The 23,154-nt window shown below is 70.4% G+C and carries 22 protein-coding genes; 4 read left to right on the plus strand and 18 right to left on the minus strand.

Going from position 1 to position 23,154, the window contains the following annotated elements:
• On the plus strand, positions 1–597 hold a 597-nt coding region (locus NS331_RS15365), incomplete at its 5' end, for a recombinase family protein (protein WP_153012881.1).
• A gap of 17 nt (positions 598–614) precedes the next feature.
• Here NS331_RS15365 and NS331_RS15370 read toward each other — a convergent pair.
• From NS331_RS15370 to NS331_RS15420, 11 genes are all read right to left on the minus strand, one after another.
• A complete protein-coding gene (locus NS331_RS15370) occupies positions 615–1,202 on the minus strand; it encodes a recombinase family protein (RefSeq protein ID WP_275936468.1) in 588 nt (195 codons plus the stop codon).
• 286 nt (positions 1,203–1,488) lie between these two features.
• Positions 1,489–2,091, minus strand: a complete 603-nt coding sequence (locus NS331_RS15375; RefSeq protein WP_058642848.1) for a DUF4337 domain-containing protein — start codon at positions 2,089–2,091, stop codon at positions 1,489–1,491.
• Positions 2,092–2,176: 85 nt separating this feature from the next.
• Positions 2,177–3,325, minus strand: coding sequence for a mandelate racemase/muconate lactonizing enzyme family protein (locus NS331_RS15380; RefSeq protein ID WP_058642849.1), 1,149 nt, complete (start codon positions 3,323–3,325; stop codon positions 2,177–2,179).
• Complete coding sequence (locus NS331_RS15385) at positions 3,322–4,371, minus strand: tagatose 1,6-diphosphate aldolase (protein ID WP_058642850.1); 1,050 nt, start codon at positions 4,369–4,371, stop codon at positions 3,322–3,324. The genes NS331_RS15380 and NS331_RS15385 overlap by 4 nt, the downstream gene beginning before the upstream one ends.
• A gap of 2 nt (positions 4,372–4,373) precedes the next feature.
• The gene (locus NS331_RS15390) at positions 4,374–5,324 is read right to left on the minus strand and encodes a PfkB family carbohydrate kinase (RefSeq protein ID WP_193758130.1); all 951 of its coding nucleotides are present in this window, start codon (positions 5,322–5,324) and stop codon (positions 4,374–4,376) included.
• Positions 5,321–6,391 carry an ABC transporter ATP-binding protein gene (locus tag NS331_RS15395; protein WP_058642852.1) on the minus strand — a complete coding sequence of 357 codons (1,071 nt, stop codon included), beginning with the start codon at positions 6,389–6,391 and terminating at the stop codon, positions 5,321–5,323. Before NS331_RS15395 ends, NS331_RS15390 begins: the two co-directional genes overlap by 4 nt.
• Before the next feature lie 10 nt (positions 6,392–6,401).
• Positions 6,402–7,376, minus strand: a complete 975-nt coding sequence (locus tag NS331_RS15400; RefSeq protein ID WP_058642853.1) for an alcohol dehydrogenase catalytic domain-containing protein — start codon at positions 7,374–7,376, stop codon at positions 6,402–6,404.
• 11 nt (positions 7,377–7,387) lie between these two features.
• Positions 7,388–8,203 (minus strand): carbohydrate ABC transporter permease, encoded by an 816-nt coding sequence (locus NS331_RS15405; RefSeq protein ID WP_058642854.1) that lies wholly within the window; start codon positions 8,201–8,203, stop codon positions 7,388–7,390.
• 10 nt (positions 8,204–8,213) lie between these two features.
• Complete coding sequence (locus tag NS331_RS15410; RefSeq protein WP_058642855.1) at positions 8,214–9,083, minus strand: carbohydrate ABC transporter permease; 870 nt, start codon at positions 9,081–9,083, stop codon at positions 8,214–8,216.
• 10 nt (positions 9,084–9,093) lie between these two features.
• Positions 9,094–9,867: an SDR family NAD(P)-dependent oxidoreductase gene (locus tag NS331_RS15415; protein WP_242873767.1), complete on the minus strand. Its 774-nt coding sequence runs from the start codon at positions 9,865–9,867 to the stop codon at positions 9,094–9,096.
• 5 nt (positions 9,868–9,872) lie between these two features.
• Complete coding sequence (locus NS331_RS15420) at positions 9,873–11,171, minus strand: ABC transporter substrate-binding protein (protein ID WP_058642857.1); 1,299 nt, start codon at positions 11,169–11,171, stop codon at positions 9,873–9,875.
• Between the two features lie 186 nt (positions 11,172–11,357).
• On the opposite strand from NS331_RS15420, the gene NS331_RS15425 reads away from it, so the two are divergent.
• A complete protein-coding gene (locus tag NS331_RS15425; protein WP_058642858.1) occupies positions 11,358–12,380 on the plus strand; it encodes a LacI family DNA-binding transcriptional regulator in 1,023 nt (340 codons plus the stop codon).
• Between the two features lie 20 nt (positions 12,381–12,400).
• On the opposite strand, the gene NS331_RS15430 is transcribed toward NS331_RS15425, so the two are convergent.
• The 5 genes from NS331_RS15430 to NS331_RS15450 form a co-directional block, all read right to left on the minus strand.
• Entirely contained in the window at positions 12,401–13,192 is a 792-nt protein-coding gene (locus NS331_RS15430; protein ID WP_058642859.1) for a sulfite exporter TauE/SafE family protein, read from the minus strand.
• A gap of 83 nt (positions 13,193–13,275) precedes the next feature.
• A complete protein-coding gene (locus NS331_RS15435) occupies positions 13,276–14,241 on the minus strand; it encodes a tripartite tricarboxylate transporter substrate binding protein (RefSeq protein ID WP_058642860.1) in 966 nt (321 codons plus the stop codon).
• A gap of 31 nt (positions 14,242–14,272) precedes the next feature.
• Positions 14,273–15,082, minus strand: coding sequence for an HpcH/HpaI aldolase family protein (locus tag NS331_RS15440; RefSeq protein ID WP_082702531.1), 810 nt, complete (start codon positions 15,080–15,082; stop codon positions 14,273–14,275).
• Positions 15,083–15,090: 8 nt separating this feature from the next.
• Complete coding sequence (gene araD / locus NS331_RS15445) at positions 15,091–16,836, minus strand: L-arabinonate dehydratase (RefSeq protein WP_082702532.1); 1,746 nt, start codon at positions 16,834–16,836, stop codon at positions 15,091–15,093.
• A gap of 11 nt (positions 16,837–16,847) precedes the next feature.
• A complete protein-coding gene (locus NS331_RS15450) occupies positions 16,848–17,843 on the minus strand; it encodes a Bug family tripartite tricarboxylate transporter substrate binding protein (RefSeq protein ID WP_058642863.1) in 996 nt (331 codons plus the stop codon).
• A 96-nt stretch (positions 17,844–17,939) separates the two neighbouring features.
• Between NS331_RS15450 and NS331_RS15455 the strand changes: the two genes are divergently transcribed.
• Positions 17,940–19,022: a LacI family DNA-binding transcriptional regulator gene (locus NS331_RS15455; protein ID WP_082702533.1), complete on the plus strand. Its 1,083-nt coding sequence runs from the start codon at positions 17,940–17,942 to the stop codon at positions 19,020–19,022.
• Between the two features lies 1 nt (position 19,023).
• On the opposite strand, the gene NS331_RS15460 is transcribed toward NS331_RS15455, so the two are convergent.
• Both NS331_RS15460 and NS331_RS15465 read right to left on the minus strand, forming a co-directional pair.
• Positions 19,024–21,684 carry a putative bifunctional diguanylate cyclase/phosphodiesterase gene (locus tag NS331_RS15460; RefSeq protein ID WP_058642865.1) on the minus strand — a complete coding sequence of 887 codons (2,661 nt, stop codon included), beginning with the start codon at positions 21,682–21,684 and terminating at the stop codon, positions 19,024–19,026.
• A gap of 191 nt (positions 21,685–21,875) precedes the next feature.
• Positions 21,876–22,364 carry a type IV pilin protein gene (locus NS331_RS15465; protein ID WP_058642866.1) on the minus strand — a complete coding sequence of 163 codons (489 nt, stop codon included), beginning with the start codon at positions 22,362–22,364 and terminating at the stop codon, positions 21,876–21,878.
• Between the two features lie 184 nt (positions 22,365–22,548).
• On the opposite strand from NS331_RS15465, the gene NS331_RS15470 reads away from it, so the two are divergent.
• A complete protein-coding gene (locus tag NS331_RS15470) occupies positions 22,549–23,049 on the plus strand; it encodes a MarR family winged helix-turn-helix transcriptional regulator (protein ID WP_058642869.1) in 501 nt (166 codons plus the stop codon).
• Positions 23,050–23,154: the final 105 nt, after the last annotated feature.

Here is a 23,154-nt window from a genome sequence, read left to right on the forward strand (position 1 = left end):
TACGCGCGCGTGTCCACCGATGAGCAGAACCTCGACCTGCAGGTCGCCGCCCTTCGCGCGCAGGGCTGCCAGCGCATCTACACCGACCAGGGCATTTCCGGCAGCTGCCGCGACCGTCCCGGGCTGGACGAAGCGCTGGCGCAACTCGCGCCCGGTGCGAAGCTGGTGGTGTGGAAGCTCGACCGGCTGGGCCGCTCGGTGCCGCACCTGATCACGCTGCTGGACGATCTGGCCCGCCGCGGCGTGCGCTTCCATTCGGTCACCGAGCACATCGACACGTCCTGCTCAGGCGGGCGGCTGCTGTTCCACTTTCTCAGCGCGCTCGCGGAGTACGAGCGTTCATTGATCTCGGAGCGCACCCGCGCGGGCATGGCGGCCGCCAAGGCCCGGGGCGCGGCGCTGGGTCGCCCGCGGCGGCTGTCGGCCGAGCAGGCGGTGACGGCGCTGCAGATGGTGGACGCGCGGCACATGGCCCTGCCCGAGGTGGCCCACCAGCTGGGCGTGCATCGGCGCACGGTGGAGCGGGCGCTGTCGCGGCTGCGCCGGGAGGAGGGCGGCCGGCTGCCGCTGTTTTTGCCGGCAGCGGTCGAGGTCTGATGCAGGGCCGTTGGGGCCTATTCGCGCTGTGCGAACGGCCCGCTGCCGTGAATGGCGCGCCGCAGTGTGCTTTCGTGCACCCGGAATGCCTCGGCAATGTGTTGCAGCGGCCAGTCGCTGGTGAGCAGGAGGCTTCGGGCCGCTTCGATCTGCTCGGGCGCCAGGCTGCGGGGCCGGCCGAGACGGCTGCCGCGGCGCCGCGCGGCGGCCAAGCCAGCCTTGGTTCTTTCGCTGATCAGGAGGCGTTCGAACTCCGCCAGGGCCCCCATCATGTGGAAGACCAGTCGGCCGCCGGATGAGTCGGTGTCGATGCTCTCGCAGAGGGACTGGAACTTGACCTGCTCGGCATCGAGTTGTTCGAGCAGGGCGGCGAGGTGCAGCACGGAGCGGCCCAGCCGGTCGAGCCGCCACACCACGAGTTTGGAGCCTGGCTTGATCGAGGCAATGGCTTGCTGCAGTCCTGGACGAACGAGGGCGGTGCCCGAGATGCCATCGTCGGTGTAGATGGTTTTGCAGCCTGCCTTCCTGAGCGCGTGAATCTGGAGGTCAAGGTTCTGGTCTTCCGTCGAAACCCGTGCATAGCCGATCTTGATTCTGCGATTCATCCCACTCCCCTGCATTGCCTTTCCGGAATGCATCGCCGTACGCGGAGCGCAGCAGAAAGCAGGAAACCGGCAAAGCGCAATTGACAGAATCGTCGAATTGCGGCGACGGGCGATGCATTTGTTTAACGAATGCATCGTAGTGCGCGTCGGAAACCACAGAAAGAAAACTATCCTTAACAATACTTAAATTTATTCGGATCTGAGGTATTTGTTTTTATGAATTCACTTTCTCGGCGGGCAGGAAAACGCTGTGACGAAGGGGCGGCCACAGGGCCGCGCCCGAGGCTCACACGTGCGCCAGCGCCAACCCGCCGATCACCAGCCCCAGCCCTGCCACGCCGAACATGCCCCACTCCAGCCAGCGCTTGCGCGTGAGCAGCGCGATGGCCGCCAGCGCGATCGACACCTGCAGCGCGGTGGTGGCCTGGGCCCAGCGGTGGTGCTGGTGCAGGGCGGCGTCGGAGCGCTGGTCCCAGTCGTCGGCGTCCTTGTCCAGCTTCTGCGCGGCGAGCTGGATTTCGGCCTTTTCCTTTTCATAGCGGGCCGCCTTGTCCTGCAGGGCCGGTTTGCGGTCGTCCGGCGACAGGTCGCGGGCGAATTCGGCCAGGGCCTGCTTGGTGCTCTTGGCCTGGTAGTAATTCCACTGGTTGGCGGCCTCGGTGCGCTTCATGCCGGCGTTGTTCTTGTAGAGGCCGGCATTGGCCTGCGTCAGGCCGCCCATGTAGGCAAAGATGGCGCCCACCGTGGCGATGACGGCGGTGAAGACCGCCACCTCGTTGGTGATGCTGCGCTGCTTGCTGGCAGCAGCGGCATGCTCGGCCTCGTGTTCGGCGGCATGCTGGAGTTCGTGGTCGTGCGGACCGTGGACGTGGAAACCGGAAGAGGACATGGCGAAAGGCGTGCGTTCTTGGAAAGTGGCCGGGATGATCCCAGCCTTCGATGAACGCACGCCGTACGGCCGGCGCCGACGCAGCCTAGAGCGGGATGCGGAAAACCTGGGCCGCCCCGAGGTCGGGCTGCACGCCCAGGCCCGGCATCGTGCCCAGTTGCACGGCGCCTTCTTCCAGCGCGAACACCGGCGTGGCCAGGAGGTCGCGCAGTGGGTTGGGGTTGGCATCCACCTCCACATAGCCCGGCCCGCCCACCGCCGCCTTGAGGTGGAAGGAGGCCGTGAGGCCGATGCCCGCCCCCAGCCAGTGCGGACAGAAGCGCTTGCCCTGCGCCAGCGTGCGCCGGCCGACGGCCAGACAGCCGCTGAAGCCGCCCCATTTGCCCAGGTCGGGCTGGACGATGGCCAGGCCCTCGGCCGCGATGTGGGCATCGAAGGCGTCCGGGCCGGCCAGGTTCTCGCCGCCGGCGAGCGGCAGCGGCTGCTCGCGCGCCAGGCGGGCCCAGTCGGCGAGCGACGTGTCGGCGCGCACGGGCTCCTCCAGCCAGCCGAGGTCGTGGCGGGCCATGCGCCGGCCCGCGGCGATGGCCTCGTCCAGGTCCCAGGCCTGGTTGGCGTCCACCATCAGCGGCGATTCGGCACCGATCACCTCACGCAGGGCGACCAGGTTGGCCTCGTCGCGCTCGGCGCCGAAGCCGACCTTGAGCTTGAAGGCGCGGTAGCCCTCCGCGCGCTTGGCCGCTGCGAGTTTCTCGGGTCCGGTCGGGTTGAGGCCCGAGGCGTACAGCGGCACCGGCGCGGGCGCCGCCAGGTCAGGCGCGAGCAGCTTCCACACCGGCAGGCCGTGGCGGCGGCCCAGCAGGTCCCACAGCGCGATGTCCAGGCCGGCCACGATCTGCGCCAGCGGGCCGGGCTCGCCACACTGGATGGCCAGCACGGCCAGCTTCGCCGTCAACGCCTCGAAGCAGGCCTGGGGGCTCGCCCACTGCGGCCCGCAGGCCAGCGGCGGCAGATAGGTCAGCGCCATGCGCGCGCGGTGCTCCGCGCCGACGGTCGGAAAGTTGCACCAGACCTCGCCCCAGCCTTCGGCACCGTCGTCGGCGATGGCACGCAGCAGCAAGGCCGGCCGGTCGCGCATGATGCCGAAGGAGGTCTGCACCGGCGGGTCCGCCGGTGCGCGGAACACGAACGCCTCGATGCGTTCGAGGCGCAGGTCGGTCGGCGCCGCCGTCATCCCGCGTAGGCGAGGCAGAACTCACCCTCGGCCTTGAGCGTGTCGAAGGCGCTGTAGTCCGGCTGCCAGGCGTTGCCGGCGCGCTCGGTGAGGGCCGCCAGCTCGGCCAGCGTGGCGGTGCCTTCGCGGCGCAGTTGGGCCTCGAAGCCGGCCAGGTCGGGGAACTGCTGCAGCGCTTCCCACCACACGGCGCGGCCGGCCAGGAAGCCGTGGGCGCCTGCCGCATAGGCGTATTCCATGACACGCAGGAACTGCTTGGGCGTGACGCCCGCGGACAGCATCACCCACGGGATGCCGGCATCGCGGCAGATGCCGCCCATCTGGTCGAACAGGGCCTGAGCCTGGCGCGACTCGGCGCTGTCGCCGTGCGCGGGCAGGCTGGCGCCGGGCAGCGGGCTTTCGAGCTTGAACAGGTCCACGCCGTAATGCGGCTTGGCGAACTCGCGCACGCTGTCGAGCACCAGCTCGGGCAGTTTCTCGGGCGACTCCACATAGTCGGTCGTGTGCCGCTCGCTCTTGGGGAAGGGGTAGACCAGCAGCTCCAGCACCAGCGGGATGTCGTGGACGCGGCACTGCTCGCCGATCTCCGCCACGTAGCGCTGCTGGTGGGCCACGATGTCGGCATCGGCATCGGGCCGGTACCAGGCCAGCACCTTGACGCCGTCGCCGCCGGCGCGCTTGATCTTCTCGACGCTCCAGTCCTTGATCGAATGCGACAGGCGGCCGCCGGGCTGGTCGCGGAAGCGGTGGTCCTCCAGCGTCACCACCAGGCCGGTGTGGGCCGGCAGCTTCTTCAGACCGGCGGGGAAGGCGTAGTTGGGGTCGAACAGCATGGCACTGGCATGCGGGCCCAGCACGTCCACCAGCACGCGCTTGACCGCGACCATGTCGGCGAAGGCCACGTCGGCCGGCGCGATGCCCTGCTTCTTGGCGATGAGGCTGGCGATGGGCGGGCGCTGGTCGAGCGCCACCATCGTGAAATGCCCGGTGGGCGTGGCCATGCGACGCAGGCCCCATTGCTTGCCCAGACGGAGGTTGTTCGCCATGTTCAGTGCTCCTGGATCTCTTGAAGAAAGGTGAGTGCATCGCCCAGCCGGGGCGCGCCCGAGCGGCCCCCGGCCTGCCGGCACTTGAGTGCCGCGGCTGCGGCGGACAGACGGAAGGCCTGCGCCGGTGCCAGTCCGGCACCGAGGGCGAAGGCGAGGGCTCCGTGGAAAACATCGCCGGCGCCGGTGGTGTCCACCGCGTCGACGGCAAAGGCGGGCAGGGTCTGCAGGGCACCGGTATCGTCCAGCCAGGCGACGCCGCGCTCGCCCAGCGTGACGGCCGCGAGCCTGCAGCCGTGCGCGCGGGCGAAAGCCAGCTGCGCCTGCAGGGTGCCGCCGCCGCTGTAGGCCCTGAGGGCGGGCTCCGAGAAGGCGGCGACGTCGGTGTGCGGTAGCAACTGGTCGAAGACCCAGGGCTCGGCCATGTCGCCGTCGAGCACCGAGGGCACGCCGTGCTGGCGGGCGGCCTGGAAGAGGGCCTGCGCGCCCTCGGGCCAGCGCGGGTCGGCCAGCACCGCCTGGGCGCCGGCCACTGCGGCGAGCGGCAGCCAGCCGGGATCGGCCGGCAGGCCGTCGCCGCGGAAGTTGACGATCATGCGTTCGCCGCGGCCGTCGACCACGATGCCGGAGACGGAGGAGCGGGCCCCTTCGAAGAGCCGGAACTGCGCCACGTCCACGCCGACCTGGGCCAGCTCGTCGCGCATGGCGCGGCCGGCGCTGTCGTCGCCGGCGCGGCCCCAGAAGCGCGCATCGGCGCCCAGCCGGGCGGCGGCCACCGCGGCATTGGCCGCCATGCCGCCGCCGCCTTCGCGGAAGTCGCCGGCGCGGGTCTTGCCGCCGCCCGCGGGCAGGGCCTCCACCCCCCAGGTCAGGTCGAAGGCCGACAGCCCCAGGCAGATCACCACGGGCCGCGCCTCGCGCAGCGATTCGGGCAAAGGGCGCAGGGCGTTCACCGCAGCACGTCCCCGGATCCGGCGTCGAACAGGTGCACTTTGGCGGCGTCGAAGCCCAGCGCGATGGGCGCGCCCGCGTTCACCGCCAGCTCGGGCGCGACACGCGCCACATGGCGCTTGCCGTCGAAGTCGAAGTACACCAGCGTGTCCGAGCCCAGCGGTTCGACCACGCTCACGGTGGTGCGCAGCGGGCCGTCGGCCTGCGCCAGAAGGTGTTCGGGCCGGATGCCCAGGACGGCCTTCGCGCGTCCGGCCGCGGCCAGCGGCTGCAGGCGGTCGGCCGGCATTGCGAGCAGGGTGCCGTCGGCCAGGCGCAGGCCGCCCGTCTCGACGCCCACGTCGAAGAAGTTCATGGTGGGCGAGCCGATGAAGCCGGCCACGAACTGGTTGGCCGGCTGGCGGTACACCTCGTCGGGCGTGCCGAACTGCTGCACCACGCCGGCCTTGAGCACCACGATGCGGTCGGCCATGGTCATGGCCTCCACCTGGTCGTGGGTGACGAAGATCATCGTGGTCTTGAGCTGCTGCGACAGCGCCTTGATCTCGGTGCGCACCTCGCCGCGCAGCTTGGCGTCCAGGTTTGACAGCGGCTCGTCGAAGAGGAAGACCTTGGGGTTGCGCACCATCGCGCGGCCCATGGCCACGCGCTGGCGCTGGCCGCCGGACAGGGCTTTGGGCTTGCGCTCAAGGAAGGGCTCGATGTGCAGCAGGCCGGCCGCGCGCTGCACGCGCCGGTCGATCTCGGCCTTGTCCATGCCGCGCATCTCCAGGCCGAAGGCCATGTTCTGGTAGACGCTCATGTGCGGATAGAGCGCATAGTCCTGGAACACCATGGCGATGTCGCGCTGCGCCGGCGGTACGTTGTTGACGCAGGTGTCGCCGATGTAGAGCTCGCCGCCGTCGATGGGCTCCAGCCCCGCGATCACGCGCAGCAGGGTGGACTTGCCGCAGCCCGAGGGGCCGACGAAGACGACGAATTCCTGGTCCCGGATCTCCAGGTCGATGGCGGGAACCACGGTGATGTCGCCGTAGCGCTTGGTGAGGCCTCGCAGATGGATCGCTGCCATGCGCGTCGCCTCAGGAAAACGCCAACAGCGGCTTGACCAGCTCGCCCGCCACGAAGCGGCCGAACATCTCGGGCAACTGCTCGATGCCGAACTGCGCGTCCACCAGCTGGCGGTAGCGCGCCTTCTCCTTGCGCAGCAGCTCCACATTGAGCGCGAAGTCCGACTTGGGGAAGTAGAAGGTGCGCACCATGTAGAAGTCCTTGCGGCGGATGGCCGGCGTCTCCTGCACGGGCCAGGGCGCGTCGCTCTCGCCGATGAGGATCAGCACGCCGCGCGGCAGCACGATGTTCATGCCCAGCGAGCGCGCCGCATGCGAGCCGCTGCATTCGACGATGAGCTTGAAGCGCTTGCTGTCGTCGCCCACCGGATGCCGGCGCGCGCCGAAGGACTCGGCCAGCTGCAGCCGCTCCTCCTTCAGGTCGGACACGTAGACCTCGGTGTAGCCCAGGTTGAGCAGCGCCACGATGGCGCCCATGCCCACCGGGCCCGCGCCGGTCACCAGCACCGGCCCGGCGCCCTGCGGCGGCACCAGGTTCTGCACGAAGCGGATGCCGTGCGCGGCGGTGCCGATGGTGTCCAGCAGCAAGGGCGCGAGCTCGTCCTCGATGTCGTCGGGCACAGGCAGCAGGCACTGCTCGGGCACGGCCAGGTATTCGGCATAGCCGCCGGGGCGGTTCCAGCCGACCAGCACCGACTCGTTCAGGCACATCTGCGTGTCGCCGCGGCGGCAGCTTTCGCAGTGGCCGCAATGCACCGGGATGTAGACCAGGCAGCGGCGGCCGTCGAGCGCATGGCCCGGCTGCTCCACCACGCCGAAGATCTCGTGGCCGGGCGTGAAGGTGGCGCCCTTGATCCAGAGCTTGGTGTCCGAGCCGCACAGCGCCGTGCGGCGCACGCGCAGGAGCACCTCGCCGGCGGCGGGCACGGGACGTTCGATGTCGGCGACCGTGATGGTCTTGTCGCCACGGAAGACAGCGGCTTGCATGAGATTGGCTCCTAGCCCTTGACGGCGCCGAGCGCGAGGCCCGACACCAGACGGCGTTGCACGAAGAAGGCGAGCACCAGCGGCGGCAGCGCGATGAGCGTGGCCGCGGCCATCAGGGCGCCCCAGTTGGAGGCCCCCTCGCCGATGAAGTTGAACGAGGCGGCGATCAGCGTCTTGGTGTCGCCGTTGGACAGCACCAGCGCGAAGAGGAAGTAGTTCCAGGAGAAGACGAAGGCCAGGATGGCCGACACCACCAGGCCCGGCATCACCAGCGGCAGGGCGATGCGCCACAGGATGCGCGGCACGCTGCAGCCGTCCACCTGCGCGCTTTCCAGCACGCTGCGCGGGATGTTGTCGAAGAAGGGCAGCAGCACCCAGATGACGATGGGCATGGTGATGACCGCGTGCGTGACCACCAGTGCCGTGTAGGTGCCGATCAGGTTCAGCTCGCGGAACATCACGTACCACGGCAGCAGGAAGAGCGTGCCCGGCGCCATGCGCGCCAGCAGCGTCACGGTGGCCGGCCAGGTGATGCGCGTCCACGAGACCGCGAAGGCCGCCGGCACGCCCAGCACGATCCCGATCACGGTCGAGCCGATGGTGATGACCAGGCTGTTCCAGGTGTAGTGGGCGAACGGCGTGGTGCCGAAGAGCTGCCGGTAGTTGTCCAGCGTGGGCGTGAAGAACAGCCTGGGCGGGTAGGCTGTGACCTCGGCAGAGGGCTTGAAGGAGGCCAGCACCATCCAGGCGATGGGCGCCAGGATGATCAGGCCTACCAGCGCGATCTGCAGCGTGTTCAGGCGGCGGATGAGGGCGTCGTCGTGCATGCGTCTTTCCTCACCAGGCCACGCGCTTGCGCGCCTGGGTCAGCACCACCACCGCGCCCAGCACGATCGTCGAGAGCGTGATCATCAGCGCGCTCGCATAGCCGATCTCGAAGAACTCGAAGCCTTTGCGGAAGCCGTAGATGTTGAGCGTGTTCGAGGCATTGCCCGGCCCGCCCTGGGTGGTGATGTAGATGATGTCGAAGAAGCGCAGCAGGTCCACGCTGCGCAGGATGGCGGCCGTGACGATGGTCGGCATCAGGAGCGGCAGCGTGATGCGCCAGAAGGTCTTCCAGCGCGAAGCGCCATCGATCTGCGCCGCCTCGTACACGTTGGGCGGCAGCGACTGCAGGCCGCCCAGCACGATCAGCGCCACGTAGGGCGTCCACTGCCAGGTGTCGATGAAGGCGACGGTGGGAATCACCCACTGCGGCGACGCCAGCCAGTCCGAGCGCGGCAGGCCCACGCTCTGCAGCAGCCAGTTGGCCGCGCCGATGGACGGGTCCAGCACCACCAGCCACATCATGCCCACCACCACCGGCGGCAGCACGAAGGGCGAGATCATCAGCGTGCGCACGATGCCCGAGAGCTTCTTGGACGAATGCAGCAGCAGCGCGATGTAGGTGCCCAGCACCAGTTGCAGCACCAGCGACAGCACGTACAGCACCAGCGTGATCTTCAGGCCGTTCCAGAACTCGCCGTCCTGCAGCATGAGCAGGTAGTTCCGGCCGTAGTTGAGCGTGGCATTGCCGCCGAAGCTGAACTCGTGCAGGCTCAGCCAGATGGTGTAGGCGAAGGGAAAGGCGATCAGTGCCAGCGTGAAGATCACGGCCGGCGTGGACAGCATGTTCAGCTGCCGGCGGGTTCCGATGGATTGGCTCATGCTCGGCTCCTCATCCGGCCAGGAAGCCGCCGTCCACCGCCAGCACGGTGCCGGTCATGTAGTGGGCGGCCGGCGAGGCCAGGAAGAGCGCGCTGCCCGCGATGTCGGTGGGCTGGGCCCAGCGGCCCTGCGGGATGCGCGCGCGGATGCGTTCGTAGTGGGCCGCGTCCTGGCGGCCCTCGGCGTTGATCGGCGTCTCGACGTAGCCGGGCGCCACCGCGTTGACGCGGATGCCCTCGGCCGCCCAGGCCAGCGCCAGCGACTTGGTGAGCATCACCACGCCGCCCTTGCTTGCGCAGTAGGCCGGAATCCACGGCAGCGCCGCGAAGGCGTTCATCGAGGCGATGTTGACGATGCTGGCTCCCGCCTCGCCATGTGCCGCCAGCAGCGGCTTGCAGGCCGTGCACAGGCGGAAGGTGCCGGTGAGGTTGACGTCCAGCACGCGCTGGAAGGTGGCGACCTCGAACTCCTTGAAGCGCGCCAGGATGCCGGCGCAGTTGACCAGCGTGTGCAGGCCGTCCAACCCATCCACCAGTCGCGCCACGTCGTCGTCGCGGGTCACGTCCAGGGTGGCAAGGCGCAGGTGCGCGGCCGGCTTCAGCGAAGAGCCCGCCAGCGCGGCCTCGTCCACGCCCGTGGCGACCACCTCGCAGCCGGCGTCGACGAAGGCCTGCGCGATGGCGCTGCCGATGCCGCCCGCGCCGCCCACCACCAGCACGCGGTGGCCCGGCGCGAAGGCGAAGGGGCTCCCGGCCGCCCGCGGGCGGCTGTCTTCGGCGATCACGTCCATCAGTCCTTGGCGATCAGCGCGTCGAGCTGCTTGTCGGCGTCGGCACATGCCTGGGCCACCGTCTTCTGGCCCAGCAGCAGTTCGTTGACGGCCTGGCCCACGTACTCGCGCGAGGCCGGGTTGGCGACGATGGGATAGCCCACTTCGGAGGTGCCGGTCTTGCCCAGCTCACTCACGGCGGCCGCCCATTCGCGGCGCACCGGTTCGCCGTCCATCCAGGCCTTGTAGTCGGCGCCGTTGGCCACCGAGGCGCGCGGCGGCGCCACGCCGTCCAGCGCCAGCTTCTCCTGCACGGCGCGGCTGGTGGCCCACTGCACGAAGTACCAGGCGGCTTCCTTCTTCTTGCTGTACGCAGAGACGGACATGGTCCAGCCGATCACCGTGGGGCGAGAGCCGCCCGGGCCGGCGGGCAGCACGGCGATGGCCGTGTCCTTGAGGCGGGCGCCGCCTTCCATCACGCTGCGCAGTTCGTTGGAGGACTCGAAGGCCATCGCCGCCTTGCCCTCGCGGTACAGGCTGCTGATCTGGTAGAAGCTGTAGTTCACCACGCCGGGCGGGCCGTAGTCCTTGAGCAGCTTGGCGTAGAGGCCCAGCGACTCCTGGCCCGGCTTGCTGCACAACTGCGACTTGCCGTCCTTCATGTAGTCGCCGCCGAAGTTGTGCAGGAACACGCTGTAGGTAAAGGGCAGCGCGGGCTTGAGGCCGCGCGAGACGAAGGGCGTCACGCCCGGCTCGCAGCTCTTGAGCTTGGCGGCCACGCCTTCGAGCTCGGCCAGGCTCTTGGGCAACTGCACGCCGCACTTCTGGAACAGGTCCTTGCGGTAGTACAGCACCGGGCCTTCGATGTTGAGCGGCACGCCCATCACACGGCCGTTGTAGCTGGCGTCCTTGACCAGGCCGGGGCTGAGGTCGGCGAAGTCGTAGTCGGGGGCTGCAGAGGTCTTGATGAGGTCAGTCAGGTCGGCATACCAGCCGGCTTTGGCGAACTGCAGGCCTTCGCGCGAGGGCAGGGACATGAACAGGTCCACCTCGTCGCTGCGCGAGTTCATCACCGTGACCATGCGCTGGCGCATCTGCTGCTCCTGGTAGCTGTCCACCTTGAGCGTCATGCCGGTCTGCTTCTCGAAGTCGGCCTTGTGCTTGAGCAGCGCCGCCGCCACGGGGTTGTTGTTGGCCAGAAAGGTGAGGGTGGTGCCCTGGTACTTCTTCCAGTTGAACTCCTGGGCGCCCGCCGTGAGCGACAGCGTGGCCAGGGCGACCGTGCCGAGCACGGCGATGGGACGGTGGATGGAACGCATGGATGTCTCCTTGTTCTGTCGGCCATGCCGACGGGCCGAAGCGATGTAACCGTTTACAGAATTGTGGGTGATTGAAGAGGCGCAATCAACCGCTTTGGCAGGGAAGAAGAGCGGTTTTTGATTGGGGTTTGCCCTTGAAAACGATGCTTCGGTCGATGTACCTGTTTTATGTAAACTGTTTCATCGATGAAGAACAAATCCGTCGGAATCCGGGAGGTGGCGCAGCACGCGGGCGTGTCGACCGCGTCGATCTCGCGCGCGCTGAACAGCCCCGAGTCGGTGAGCCCGGCCCTGCGCCTGAAGGTGGACGCGGCCATCGCCGCGCTGGGCTACATCCCCGACGCGGCGGCGCGCGCCCTGTCGTCGCGGCGCACGCGCACCATCGGCGCCATCATCCCGACGGTGGACAACGCCATGTTCGCCCGCGGCATCGAGGCGCTGCAGCGCTACCTGTCCCTGCAGGGCTACCTGCTGCTGCTGGCCACCAGCGGCTACGACCCGGAGGTCGAGTTCCGCCAGGCGCAGAACATGGTCAGCCGTGGCGTGGACGGCCTGATCCTGCGCGGTGACACGCACACCGAGGGCCTGCGGCGCCTGCTGGCCACCCAGCGCATGCCCTTCGTGAACGTGGGCGTCTACCACCCCGACAAGCCCTATGCCTCCATCGGCGCCGACAACGAGGACGCCGCCTGGCGCGCCACGCGCTACCTGATCGGGCTGGGTCACACGCGCATCGCGATGGTGGCGGCCATGTCGGCCCACAACGACCGGGCGTCGGCCCGCGTGGCCGGCGTGCGCCGGGCGCTGAAGGAGCAGGGCCTGCCCCTGCCCGACGACTGGTACTACGAGGTGCACTACCGCCTCGACGACGCCCGCCAGGCCGCCCGGGCGCTCATGGCCCGCCCCGAGCGGCCGACAGCGGTCGTCTGCGGCAACGATGTGCTGGCCTACGGCGTACTGCTGGAGGTGGAGCGCCACGGCCTGCAGGTGCCCGGCGACATCTCGGTGATGGGCTTCGACGACCTGGAGTGGAGCCGCCACCTGCGCCCCAGCCTCACCACCATGCACCTGCCCACCGACGAGGTGTGGACGCGCGCCGGCGAGCATCTGGTCAAGCAGCTGAGCGGCCAGCCCTGCGTGATGCACCACGAGGTGGATGCGACGCTGGTCGTGCGCGAGTCCACGGCGCCGCCGCGCGCGGATGCCTGAGCCACCGGGCCGGCGGCCGATCAGCGGGCGTGCAGTGCCCCCAGCGCCAGCGAGCCACCGGTGGCCACCAGCAGCGCCGCCACGCCCCAGCGCAGCACGTTGGCCGGCACATGCGGCTGCAGCCGCAACGCCAGCCGCGTGAGCACCTGCACCAGCGGCAGCGCGATGGCCGCCAGCAGCACCGCCCGCAGCGAGAAGCCGCCCGTGGGCACGTTGAGGGCGATGCGCGTCAGCGCATTGGCCGCGAACATGAGCAGCAGGCCGCGCCGCACCACGTCCAGCGCCAGCGGCTGGCGGTAGAGGTGGTAGACGATGGGCGGCCCGGACGTGCCGAAGAGCCCGCCCATCAGGCCCGACACCAGCCCCGCCATCGCGAACTGCCGCGGTGGCGCCAGCGTGGCCCGCACCGCGCCGCGGCGCAGCAGCACCAGCGCGCACAGCACGATCACCACGCCCAGCAGCAGCTTGAGCGCCGTGGTGGCGCCGGCGCTCAGCCAGTGCAGCAGCACCAGGCCCAGGCCCACGCCGACGCAGCTCGTGAGAATGGCCGGCTTCATCAGCGGCCAGGGAACAGGCTGCCGGTGGGCGCGGAAATAGGCCCAGGCATTGGCCAGCGTGAGCACCGTCGCCACGTTGGCCGCATCCGCCACCGAGGCCAGGTCGAAGCTGGCCACCAGGCTCAGGAAGACCAGCCCGAAGGCGAAGCCCGAGAGCGTCTGGGCGAAGGTGGCGATGGCGACGCACAGCAGGTACAGGGCCAGCGAGGTGGGCGAGCCGAGCAGGGCGGCGAGCGAGGCGAAGGAGGGCGGCATGCGAAAGAAGAGGTCGGCGCGGCGGCCGGCACGGAGCCTCTGCGCCTGAGCCCGCTTCGGTCGTTGCCGAGGGGGTCAGCTGCTCAGTCCTTGTCGGCGAGGCCCAGGTCGCGGATGAGTTTTCCGTAGGCCTCGGATTGTTGCGCGGCGAAGGCCGCGAAGCGCTGGCCGTCCATGTAGGCGGGCGGCGTCTCCAGGCGTTGGGCCTCGGTCTTGTATGCGTCGCCGGCCAGCGCGGCCTGACAGGCCGACTCCAGCCTGGCCAATACGGGCGCGGGCAGGCCCTTGGGCGCGATCACGCCGCCCCAGATCGAGGCCGTGATAGGCCACCCCGCCTCGGCCATGGTGGGCACATCCGGGTAGCCGGGCAGGCGCTGCTCGGCGAACACGGCCAGCGGTCGCAGGCCGTACTGTTTGGAGACGGTGGGCGTCTCGCTGAACAGCATGACCTGCTTGCCCAGCAGGCCGGTGACCATCTCGCCCGAGCTCTTGTAGGGCACGTGCAGGCCCTTGGCCTGCGCCTTGTCGAGCAGCATCTCCATGGCCAGGTGCAGCAGCGTGCCGCGGCCGGAGGAGCCGTAGGTGAGCGTGCCGGGGTTCTTGCGCGCGAAGGCCAGCACGTCGGCCACGCTCTGGAAGGGCGAGTCCTTGGGCACCATCATCATCAGCGGCACGGCGTAGGTGCGGCAGACGTGGTCGAAGTTCTGGTGGCTGTAGCCGGTCTTGCGGATGGCCGGCTGCAGCACCTCCGGCCCGATCACCGACAGGCCCACGGTGTAGCCGTCGGGCCGCGCGCGCATGAGCTGCAGCATGCCGATGGCGCCGCCCGCGCCGGCCTTGTTGTCCACCACCATGGCCTGGCCCAGCTGCTCGCCCATGTGGCGCTCCAGGATGCGGGCCATGATGTCCGAGGTGCCGCCGGGCCCGAAGGGCACGACCATCGTCACCGGCTTGTCGGGATAGGCGGGCTGCGCCTGCGCCGGCAGTGCCGCGGCACAGGCCAGGGCGGCCCACAGCAGGCCGCGCACGGCGGCCGGTCGGATCTTCATCGTTGTCTCCTTGAATGTGGTCGGGCGCGCGTCAATACACGCTGCTCTCGAAGCCCTTGGCGAGCGAAGGACGGATCGCCTCGATGAAGGCCGTGGCCTGGCGCATCATCATGCCCATGTCCGAGGCCACGGCCACGAAGTCGTAGCCGAGCTGGACGAAGCTGCCCACCATCTGCGGCGTGGGGCCCACGATGCCGCAGGGCTTGCCTACCGCGCGGCAGCGCCGGGCCACGTCGGCGATGACGGCCTGCACCTCCGGATGGGCGATGTTGCCGATGTGGCCCATGTTGGCCGACAGGTCGCCGGGGCCGAGGAAGAGCGCATCCACGCCGGGCACGGCGGCGATCTCCTCCAGCGCGGCCACCGCCTGCGGCGTCTCGAGCTGGATGATGGTGAACACCGAATCGTTGGCGCGCTGGGCGTAGTCGCGCGCGGTGCCGTAGCCCGAGGCACGGTGCACGGCCGCGAAGCCGCGCACGCCCTGCGGGGGGTACTTGGCGTACGAGACGGCGCGCGCCGCCGCCTCGGCGCTGTCGACGAAGGGCACCATCACCGTCTGCGCGCCCAGGTCCAGCGCGCGCTTGAAGAGCACGGCCTCGTTGGCGGCCAGGCGGGCCACCGGGCAGGCGTCTGTGCCGGCGATGGCCTGGAGCATGGCGAGCGTGTCCTTCTCGTCCATGGGCACATGTTCCAGGTCCACCAGCAGCCAGTCGAAGCCGGCGCGGCCCATGGCCTCGGCGGTGCTGGCCGCGCCGGACATGAGCCAGGTGCCGAGCGGCGCGCCGGGCTGGCCCAGGCGACGGCGGAAGGGGTTGTCGAGCATATCGGAATAGGCAGGCATGCGTCGGGTCAGTAGATGGGCGGTTCGGGGGTGGCGGCGTTGCCGGCGAGCACGTCGAAGTCGCAGCCCAGATGGGCCTGGGTGACTTCGCGCTGGTAGATGCGGGTGAAGCCGCGCACATAGGGCTGGGGCGGCGGCGTCCAGTCGCGCCGGCGGGCGGCGAGTTCCTCGTCGGGCACCAGCAGCTCCAGGCGGCGCTCGCGGATGTCGATGCGGATCAGGTCGCCGGTGCGCACCAGCGCCAGCGGGCCGCCGACGGCGGACTCGGGCGAGATGTGCAGCACGCAGGTGCCGTAGTGGGTGCCGCTCATGCGCGAATCCGACAGGCGCAGGATGTCGCGCACGCCGCGCTGCAGCAGCTTCTTGGGCACCGGCAGGTTGCCCCATTCGGGCATGCCGGGGCCGCCCACCGGGCCGCCGTTGCGCAGCACCAGCACGCTGTCCTCGGTGACGTCGAGCGCCGGGTCGTTGATGGCGGCCAGCATGTCGGCGTTGGAGTCGAACACCAGCGCCGGCCCGGTGTGGCGCAGCAGGCGCGGGCTGGCGGCCGAGGGCTTGATCACCGCGCCGTCGGGTGCCAGGTTGCCGCGCAGCACGGCCAGGGCCAGTCCGGCCTCGGGGCAGTCGGCCGGGGCGGACACCACGGGTTGGTCGAGCGGGCGGATCACGGCGTCGTCCAGCGGCACGGCGCCCGCAATGTTCTCGCCCAGCGTGCGGCCGGTGCAGGTCTGCGCGTCCAGGTCCAGCACGCCGGCGATGCGCTGCAGCAGTGCGGGCAGGCCGCCGGCGTAGTAGAAGTCCTCCATCAGCCGGTCGCCGGCCGGAAAGAGGTTGGCCAGCACCGGCACGCGGCGTGCCATGGCGTCGAAGTCGTCCAGGCCGAGCGGAATGCCGGTGCGTCCCGCCATGGCCGGCAGGTGCACCGCCGCGTTGGTCGAGCCGCCCAGCGCCATCCAGGTCGCGACGCCATTGAGGAAGGAGGCGCGGGTGATGAAGCGCGAGGGCTTGAGGTCGTCCCACACCATCTCGACGATGCGCTGGCCGCAGGCCCAGGCCATGCGGGTGTGGCTCGCGTCCATGGCCGGGATGCTGCTGGCGCCGGGCAGCGCGAGGCCCATGGCCTCGACGATGGCCGTCATGGTGCTGGCCGTGCCCATGGTGTTGCAGGTGCCGGGCGCGCGCGTCATGCGGGCCTCCAGCGCGATCCACTCGGCCTGGTCGATCTCGCCGACGGTGTACTTCTCCCAGTACTTCTTGGTGTGGGTGCCGGCGCCCACGCTCTGGCCCTGGTAGCGATCGTTGAGCATGGGCCCGGCCGGGCAGAAGAGGGCGGGCACGTCCATCGACAGGGCGCCCATGACCAGGCCCGGCGTTGTCTTGTCGCAGCCGCCCAGCAGCACCACGCCGTCCAGCGGCAGGCTGCGGATCAGCTCCTCGGCCTCCATGGCCAGGAAGTTGCGGTAGAGCATGGTGGTGGGCTTGACCATCACCTCGCCCAGGCTCATGGCCGGCAGCTCCAGCGGATAGCCGCCGGCCTGCAGCACGCCGCGCTTGATGGCCTGCGCACGCTCGCGCAGGTGGGCGTGGCAGGGCGACAGGTCGCTCCAGGTGTTGAGGATGCCGACGATGGGCCGGCCCATGAATTCCTCGCGCGCCAGGCCCTGCTGCTGCATGCGCTGGCGGTGGGCGAAGCCGCGGATGTCGTTGCTGGCGAACCAGCGCTGGCTTCGCAATTGATCGATGTTGCGGCGCAAGCGTCTTCCTTTCAATCCACCTTCAGGCCGGCGTCCTTGACCAGGGCGCGCATGGCGGTGCCGTCCTTGCGGATCAGCGCTTCGAACTCGTCGGGGGTGGAGTTCAGCACCTCGTAGCCCTGGGCCTCCAGCGGCTGGCGGAAGGCCGGCTGCTGCAGCACGGCCACCGATTCGCGATGAAGCCGCTGCACGATGTCGGCCGGCGTGCCGCGTCGCACCAGGATGCCGTTCCACACGACCGAGACCACGCCCGGCACGCCCGCCTCGGCGAAGGTGGGCACGTCGGGCATCACGGCCGAGCGCTTGGTGTCGGCCACCGCCAGCACCCGCACCTTGCCGGCCTGCCGGTGGCCGGTGACGGCCGGCAGGTTGTTGAACATCATGGGGATCTGTCTGCCCAGCACGTCGGTGAGGGCCGGCGGGCCGCCCTTGTAGGGCGCGTGGACCAGTTGCGTGCCGCTGTTCTTCTCGAACAGCACGCCGGCCAGGTGCATGGTGTTGCCGTTGCCGGCCGAGCCGAAGACCAGCTTGCCCGGCTGCGCCCTGGCCGCGGCCACCACGTCGGCGACGCTGCGGTAGGGCGTCTGCGCGCCCACCAGCAGCACGTTGGGCATCTGGTGGGTGAGCGTGATGGGTTGCAGGTCCTTCTGCGGCTCGTAGCCCATGCTGCCGTAGAGCTGCGGGTTGATGGCCAGCGTGCTGAGCGAGCCCAGCAGCAGCGTGTAGCCGTCCGCCGGCTGGCTGCGCGCCGCATAGGCCGAACCGATGTTGCCGTTGGCGCCGGCCCGGTTGTCGATGACCACCGGCTGGCCCAGGCGCTCCGACAGGCCCTGCGCGAAGCTGCGCGCGAACTGGTCGGCCACGCCGCCGGCCGGGTAGGGCACCACCAGCGTCAGCGGCCGCACGGGATAGGCGGCGGACTGTGCGGCGGCCGCGCCAGCCCCCAGGACGAAGGCGGCGCAGGCGGCCCAGCCCAGTAGGGCGAACAGGCGGCGATCGAGCGGCATGGCGGTCTCCTGAATACGGATGGCAGCGGTAACTGTTACCGCTAACATGCTGTTAGTCTAGGGCTTCGGGCCGTCAGCCGGCCATCGGTGCTAACCATGAAGCCTGCCTCTTCGCCGTCGTCGTCCTCCTCCGCGCCCCGTGCGCCGCGCCGCAAGGCGGGCACCCACACGATCCACGATGTGGCCGCGCTGGCCGGCGTCTCGGCGATCACCGTGTCGCGCTACTTCAATGCGCCCGAGAAGGTGTCGGCCGCGGCGCGCGAGCGGCTCAAGGAGATCGTGGACCGCCTGGGCTACGTGCCCAGCCAGATGGCCGGCGGCCTGGCGTCGGGCCGCGGCCGTGTGGTCTGCGCCGTGATGCAGAACATCGCGAGCAGCACCTTCGCCGACCTCGTCAACGGCATGACGGACGAACTCGAGGCCTCGGGCCTGCAACTGCTGCTGGCCAACGCCCAGTACTCGCGCGAGCTGGAGGAATCGGCCATCCGCACCTTCGCCGGCTGGCATCCCAGTGCGCTGATCCTCACGCGCGACGACCACACGCCCGCGGCCGAGGCGATGCTGCACGCGTTGGATGTTCCGGTGGTGGAGGCCTGGGGGCTGGTCCCGGGCCGGCCGTTCCACCAGGTCGGCTTTCCGCACGCGCAGGCGGGCGTGGCGCTGGCGGAGCATTTCCTGGCGCAGGGCGCCCGGCGCATCCGCTTCGTGCTGCCGGCCGCCGATCAGGATTTCCGGGCCCGCCAGCGTGCCGAGGGCTATGCCGAGGCAATGCGGGCCGCCGGGCTGGCGCCCGACATCGTGCGCGGCGAGGCGGCGGACGACTTCGAGGCCGGCGCCCGCGCCATCGCCGTCCATGCCGCGACGGCGCGCACGCGCCGTGCCCAGGCCTTGATCTTCGCGAACGACAACATGGCGGCCGGCGCCATCCTCGAGGCGCCGGTCCTGAAACTGGTGCTGCCGAACGATGGGGCGATCGCCGGCTTCGGCGATGCGCCCGTCTCTCGCCGGCTGCGGCCTGCGCTCACCACCGTGCGGCCGGCCCGCTACGAGATCGGCAAACAGGCGGCGCGACGCGTGCTGGACTTGCTCGGTGGCGCGGGTGCCAAAGCCGATGGTCCCTCCCAGGTGCTGGTGCCCTGTGAGCTGGTGGTGCGCGACAGCAGCCGGCTGGCGGGCTGAGTTACCGGCCCCCCTTCGTCGCGGCGGGGCCGGGGGCAAAGCGGCCGACCACCTGGGCCAGCGCGTCCTGCGCCACCGGCCCGCTGTACAGATACCCCTGCAGCTCCTGCACGCCCAGCGCGCGCAGCACCTGCGCCTGCGCCTCGGTCTCCACCCCTTCGGCCACGATGCGCTTGTCCAGCGCCTTGGCCAGGGCCACGATGGCCGAGGCGATGGCGTAGGCCGCGGCCTGCTGCCCCAGGGCGCCGACGAAGCTGCGGTCGATCTTGAGCGTGTCGAAGGGCAGGGTGCTCAGGTAGCTCATGGCCGAGTAGCCCACGCCGAAGTCGTCCAGCGCGATGTCGAAGCCCAGGGCGCGCAGGCGGTGCAGCTTCTGCACGCTGCCGGCCATGTCGCGGAAGAAGGCGCCTTCGGTGATCTCCAGCTCGACGCTGCCGTGCGGCGGCGCGAATTCCGCGGCCAGCGCCTCGACCTGGGCCAGGAAGTCCCGGTGCGCCAACTGTTGCGGCGACAGGTTGACCGACAGCTTGGCCAGCGGTGCCTGGCCCGTGGCGCGCCAGGCCCGCATCTGCCGCAGGGATTCGCGCAGCACCCACAGGCCGATGTCGGCGATCAGCCCCGTCTCTTCGGCCAGGGGAATGAAGCGGTCCGGCGGCACCAGCCCGCGCTGCGGATGGCGCCAGCGCAGCAGCACTTCGGCCGATTCGACCTGGCCGTCGACCGCGCGCACCCGTGGCTGGAAGACGAGGAAGAGCTGGTCGCCCGCCAGCGCGCCGACCAGGTCGCGCCGCAGCTCCAGCCGCTCGGCGGTGGCCTCGTTGAGGGTGGCGGTGTATTCGACGATGCGGTTGCGCCCGCTGGCCTTGGCGGCGTACATGGCGGCGTCGGCGTTCTTGAGCAGCGTCTCGGCGTCGCCGCCGTGCGCCGGGTGGCGGGCCACGCCCAGGCTGGCGCCGACCAGGATCTCCAGCGAATCGATGCGGAAGGGCTGGCGCAGGGCGGCGAGCGCCGCCTGCAGGTCCGTGCCCAGGCGCGGCAGGCCGGCGGCGCCGAACAGCAGCACGAATTCGTCGCCGCCAAGGCGGGCCAGGGCCACGTCCTGCGCGGCCAGGGCGGCCTGCAGGCGGTAGGCCACCTGCTGCAGTAGCCGGTCGCCGGTGGCATGGCCGTAGGCGTCGTTCACGTCCTTAAAGCCGTCGAGGTCGAGGAAGACGAGGGCGAAGCCTGCCGTGCCGTCAGCGGGGGCCGCGACGGGGGCCGTGGCCGTGCGTGCGCGGGCGATGGCCTGGTCGATGGCGTCGGTCATGCCCAGGCGGTTGAGCAGGCCGGTGAGGCTGTCGACGGTGGCGCGGGCAATGAGCTGCTGTTCGCGCTCGTCCGCATGCACGGCCACGGCCAGGCGGGCGGCCAGGGCCTGCAGTTCGTGGTGCAGCCGCACGGGCCAGGGCGGCGCGGCGGCCGGTTGCTGCACATGCAGGGTCAGCCGGCGCGCCGGCCGGTCGGCCACGGCAATGTCCTGGCCGGTGAAGCCGGCAGGCGGCGGCCGGGGCGGGCGGTGTTCCAGCAGGCCGTCGGCGCCGAGCGCGAATTCGACGGCCTCCTGCGGCTGCGGCGCGTTGTGCGGCGGCGTGGCCCGCAGCGTCACCTGCGGCCCGGGCATGCCCCCCGTCAGGTGGCGCAGGGCCAGCTGCATGATGTTCGCCAGCGGCTGGCGCGCGAGGATGGCCGCGTCCATCTGCGCCAGCAGCTGCGAGAAGGCCAGGTCGGCACCGATCTCGCCGACCATGCCGTTGAACGACTCCGCCAGCTCGCGGAACTCGTCCGTCATGGCGCTGGCGTCGATGCGCTGGCCGAAATCGCCGGCCCGCACGGTGCGGGTGGCGCCGATCAGGGCCTCGAGCGGCAGCGTGATGCGCCGGGCATAGAAGGAGCTGGCCATCAGCGCCAGCAGAAAGGCCAGGCCCGTGGCCTGCGCGAGCATGGCGCCGGCGCCGAAGGGCAGGAAGCGGTAGGCCTGCCGGTCGGGCGCGGCGGTGAGGGTCCAGCTGGGCCCCTCGAAGTAGGGCATGAAGTGCAGCGGCCGCGTGTGCGACTGGGCCAGGTCATAGCCCGCCAGCGGCATCAGGCAGTACGCGCCGTTCATCGCCGGGCTGCGCAGGCAGATGTCGTGGGCGCCGCTGGCCAGGTTTTCGAGCAGGTAGTCGGCCTTGAGCACGCCGTCGATGACGCCGCCCCCCGCCGCCGGCAGGCGCAGCCTGGGCACCAGGCGGCGACCGTTCGGGTCGTCCTCCAGCGTCAGCGTGGCCAGCGCATCGGGAACGGGCCCGCCGGGCAGGACCACGCGGTCAAAGACGGCGGCGGCCTGCGCCTCCAGCGCGGGATTGGGCTGGCCGGCGGCGCGGGCCTGGGCCTGGGCGCGCAGCAGCCGTTCGGCACTGCGCAGGCGGTCGAACAGGTTCAGCGTGGCGGCCTTGGTCGCCTCGGCCATCAGCCGCTGCGTGGCGCGCTGCTGCAGCGCGTGGGTCAGCTCCCAGGAGAGCAGCGAGACGCCCAGCAGGGGCAGCGCCACGATGACGAAGCTGCCCAGGAAGATGCGCCAGCCCCAGCGGCTTTTGAAGATGTGCCCGACGCGGGCCCACGGCGGCACGCGCAGCGTCGGCATGTCAGTGGTCCACAGCGCCGACGCGCCACCCGCGTGGCACGAAGCCGCAGCCACGATCCTGATCGAGCGGCCGCGGAGCAGGCCAGGCCAGTGCACCCGCGGAACCGGCTTTGCCGGGCCGCCGGGTGCGCCCCTTGAGGGGGATGGGACTTCCACACGCAGTGAGGAAGTCCAAACGGGGTGGTTCCATCTCAATAGTCGGACGCTTTGCCGATGAAGGCGCCGTCGTTGGCCCGGATGATGTCGTCCTGGCTGGCCTTGGCGGTCAGGGGCGGCACGCTGCGGCCGTCGGGCCCCATGCTGTAGAGGTCGAAGTCGCTGTTGAGTGGATGCAGGGAGCGGTCCTTGCGCTTCTCGCCGACGGTCGCGCCCTCCATGGACAGGTACTGGTACGGGTTGCCCCAGGGGTCGGGCTGGGTCCAGCCGATGCGCGCGAGCGTGTCCGGATAGCCGCGGTTCTCCATGCCGTACAGGCTCAGCTTGGCCGCGATGAGGCCGATGTCGCGGATGGCGTCGGACACCTTCATGCGCTCCTTGTACGAGCCGTAGGCCGGCAGCGCGATGGCCAGCAGCACGCCGATGAGCGCCAGCACCATCAGGAATTCGAGCAGCGTGAAGCCCGGGCGGCCGCGCCGGCCGCGGGACAGGGGGGACAGCGCCTTCAGCAGGAACGGGGGCATCGGACGAGGGCGAAGGCAGAAACGTGGGGAAAGACGAGCACGTCACGAGCTTCGTTCAAATGTAAACAGATGCAAGTAGGGCAATGACGGTTTCGAGCAGACTCCCTCCACAAAACCGCATGCCGTCCGCGGGTAAACCCGAGCCACAAAGCAGAAAGATAGCTAGCTAACTAAAATGGAGGCCATGGTTGATCCTGCCTCTACCTCCGTCCCGGCCCTGACCGTCGATCCGGCCGAGCTGCGCACACTGACCTTCTCGCTCGGCCTGCTGCAGCGGGCCTACAAGGCCGCCGCCGACCGGGCCGTGGCGCCGCTGGGTGTGTCGCTGGCGGCCGGCTGGGCGCTGCTGACCATCGGCCGGCAGGGGGAGGGCGCCCGCCAGGGCGTGATCGCCGACCTGCTGGGCATCGAGGGCCCGACGCTGATCCGCACCCTCGACCAGCTGGTGGGCGCCGGCCTGGTGGAGCGCCGCGACGACCCGGCCGACCGCCGGGCCAAGACCCTGCACCTGACCGCGGCCGGCGCCGCCATCCAGGCCGGCATCGAAGACGCGCTGGCCCGCCTGCGCGCCGAGCTGTTCCAGGACATTCCGGCCGAGGACGTGCGGGCCTGCCAGCGCGTGTTCTCGGTGCTCTGCAGCCGCCTGGGCAAGGGCGAGCGCGGCGGCGCGGCCGGAGGTCAGTGAGATGAACCCACCCCGTTTGAACTTCCTCGCTGCGTGTGGAAGTCCCATCCCCCTCGAGGGGCGCACCCGGCGGCCGGGCCAAGCCCGTTCCGCGGGTGCCTTGGC

The organism is Pseudacidovorax intermedius, assembly GCF_001476815.1.
Taxonomy (GTDB): domain Bacteria; phylum Pseudomonadota; class Gammaproteobacteria; order Burkholderiales; family Burkholderiaceae_C; genus Xenophilus; species Xenophilus intermedius_A.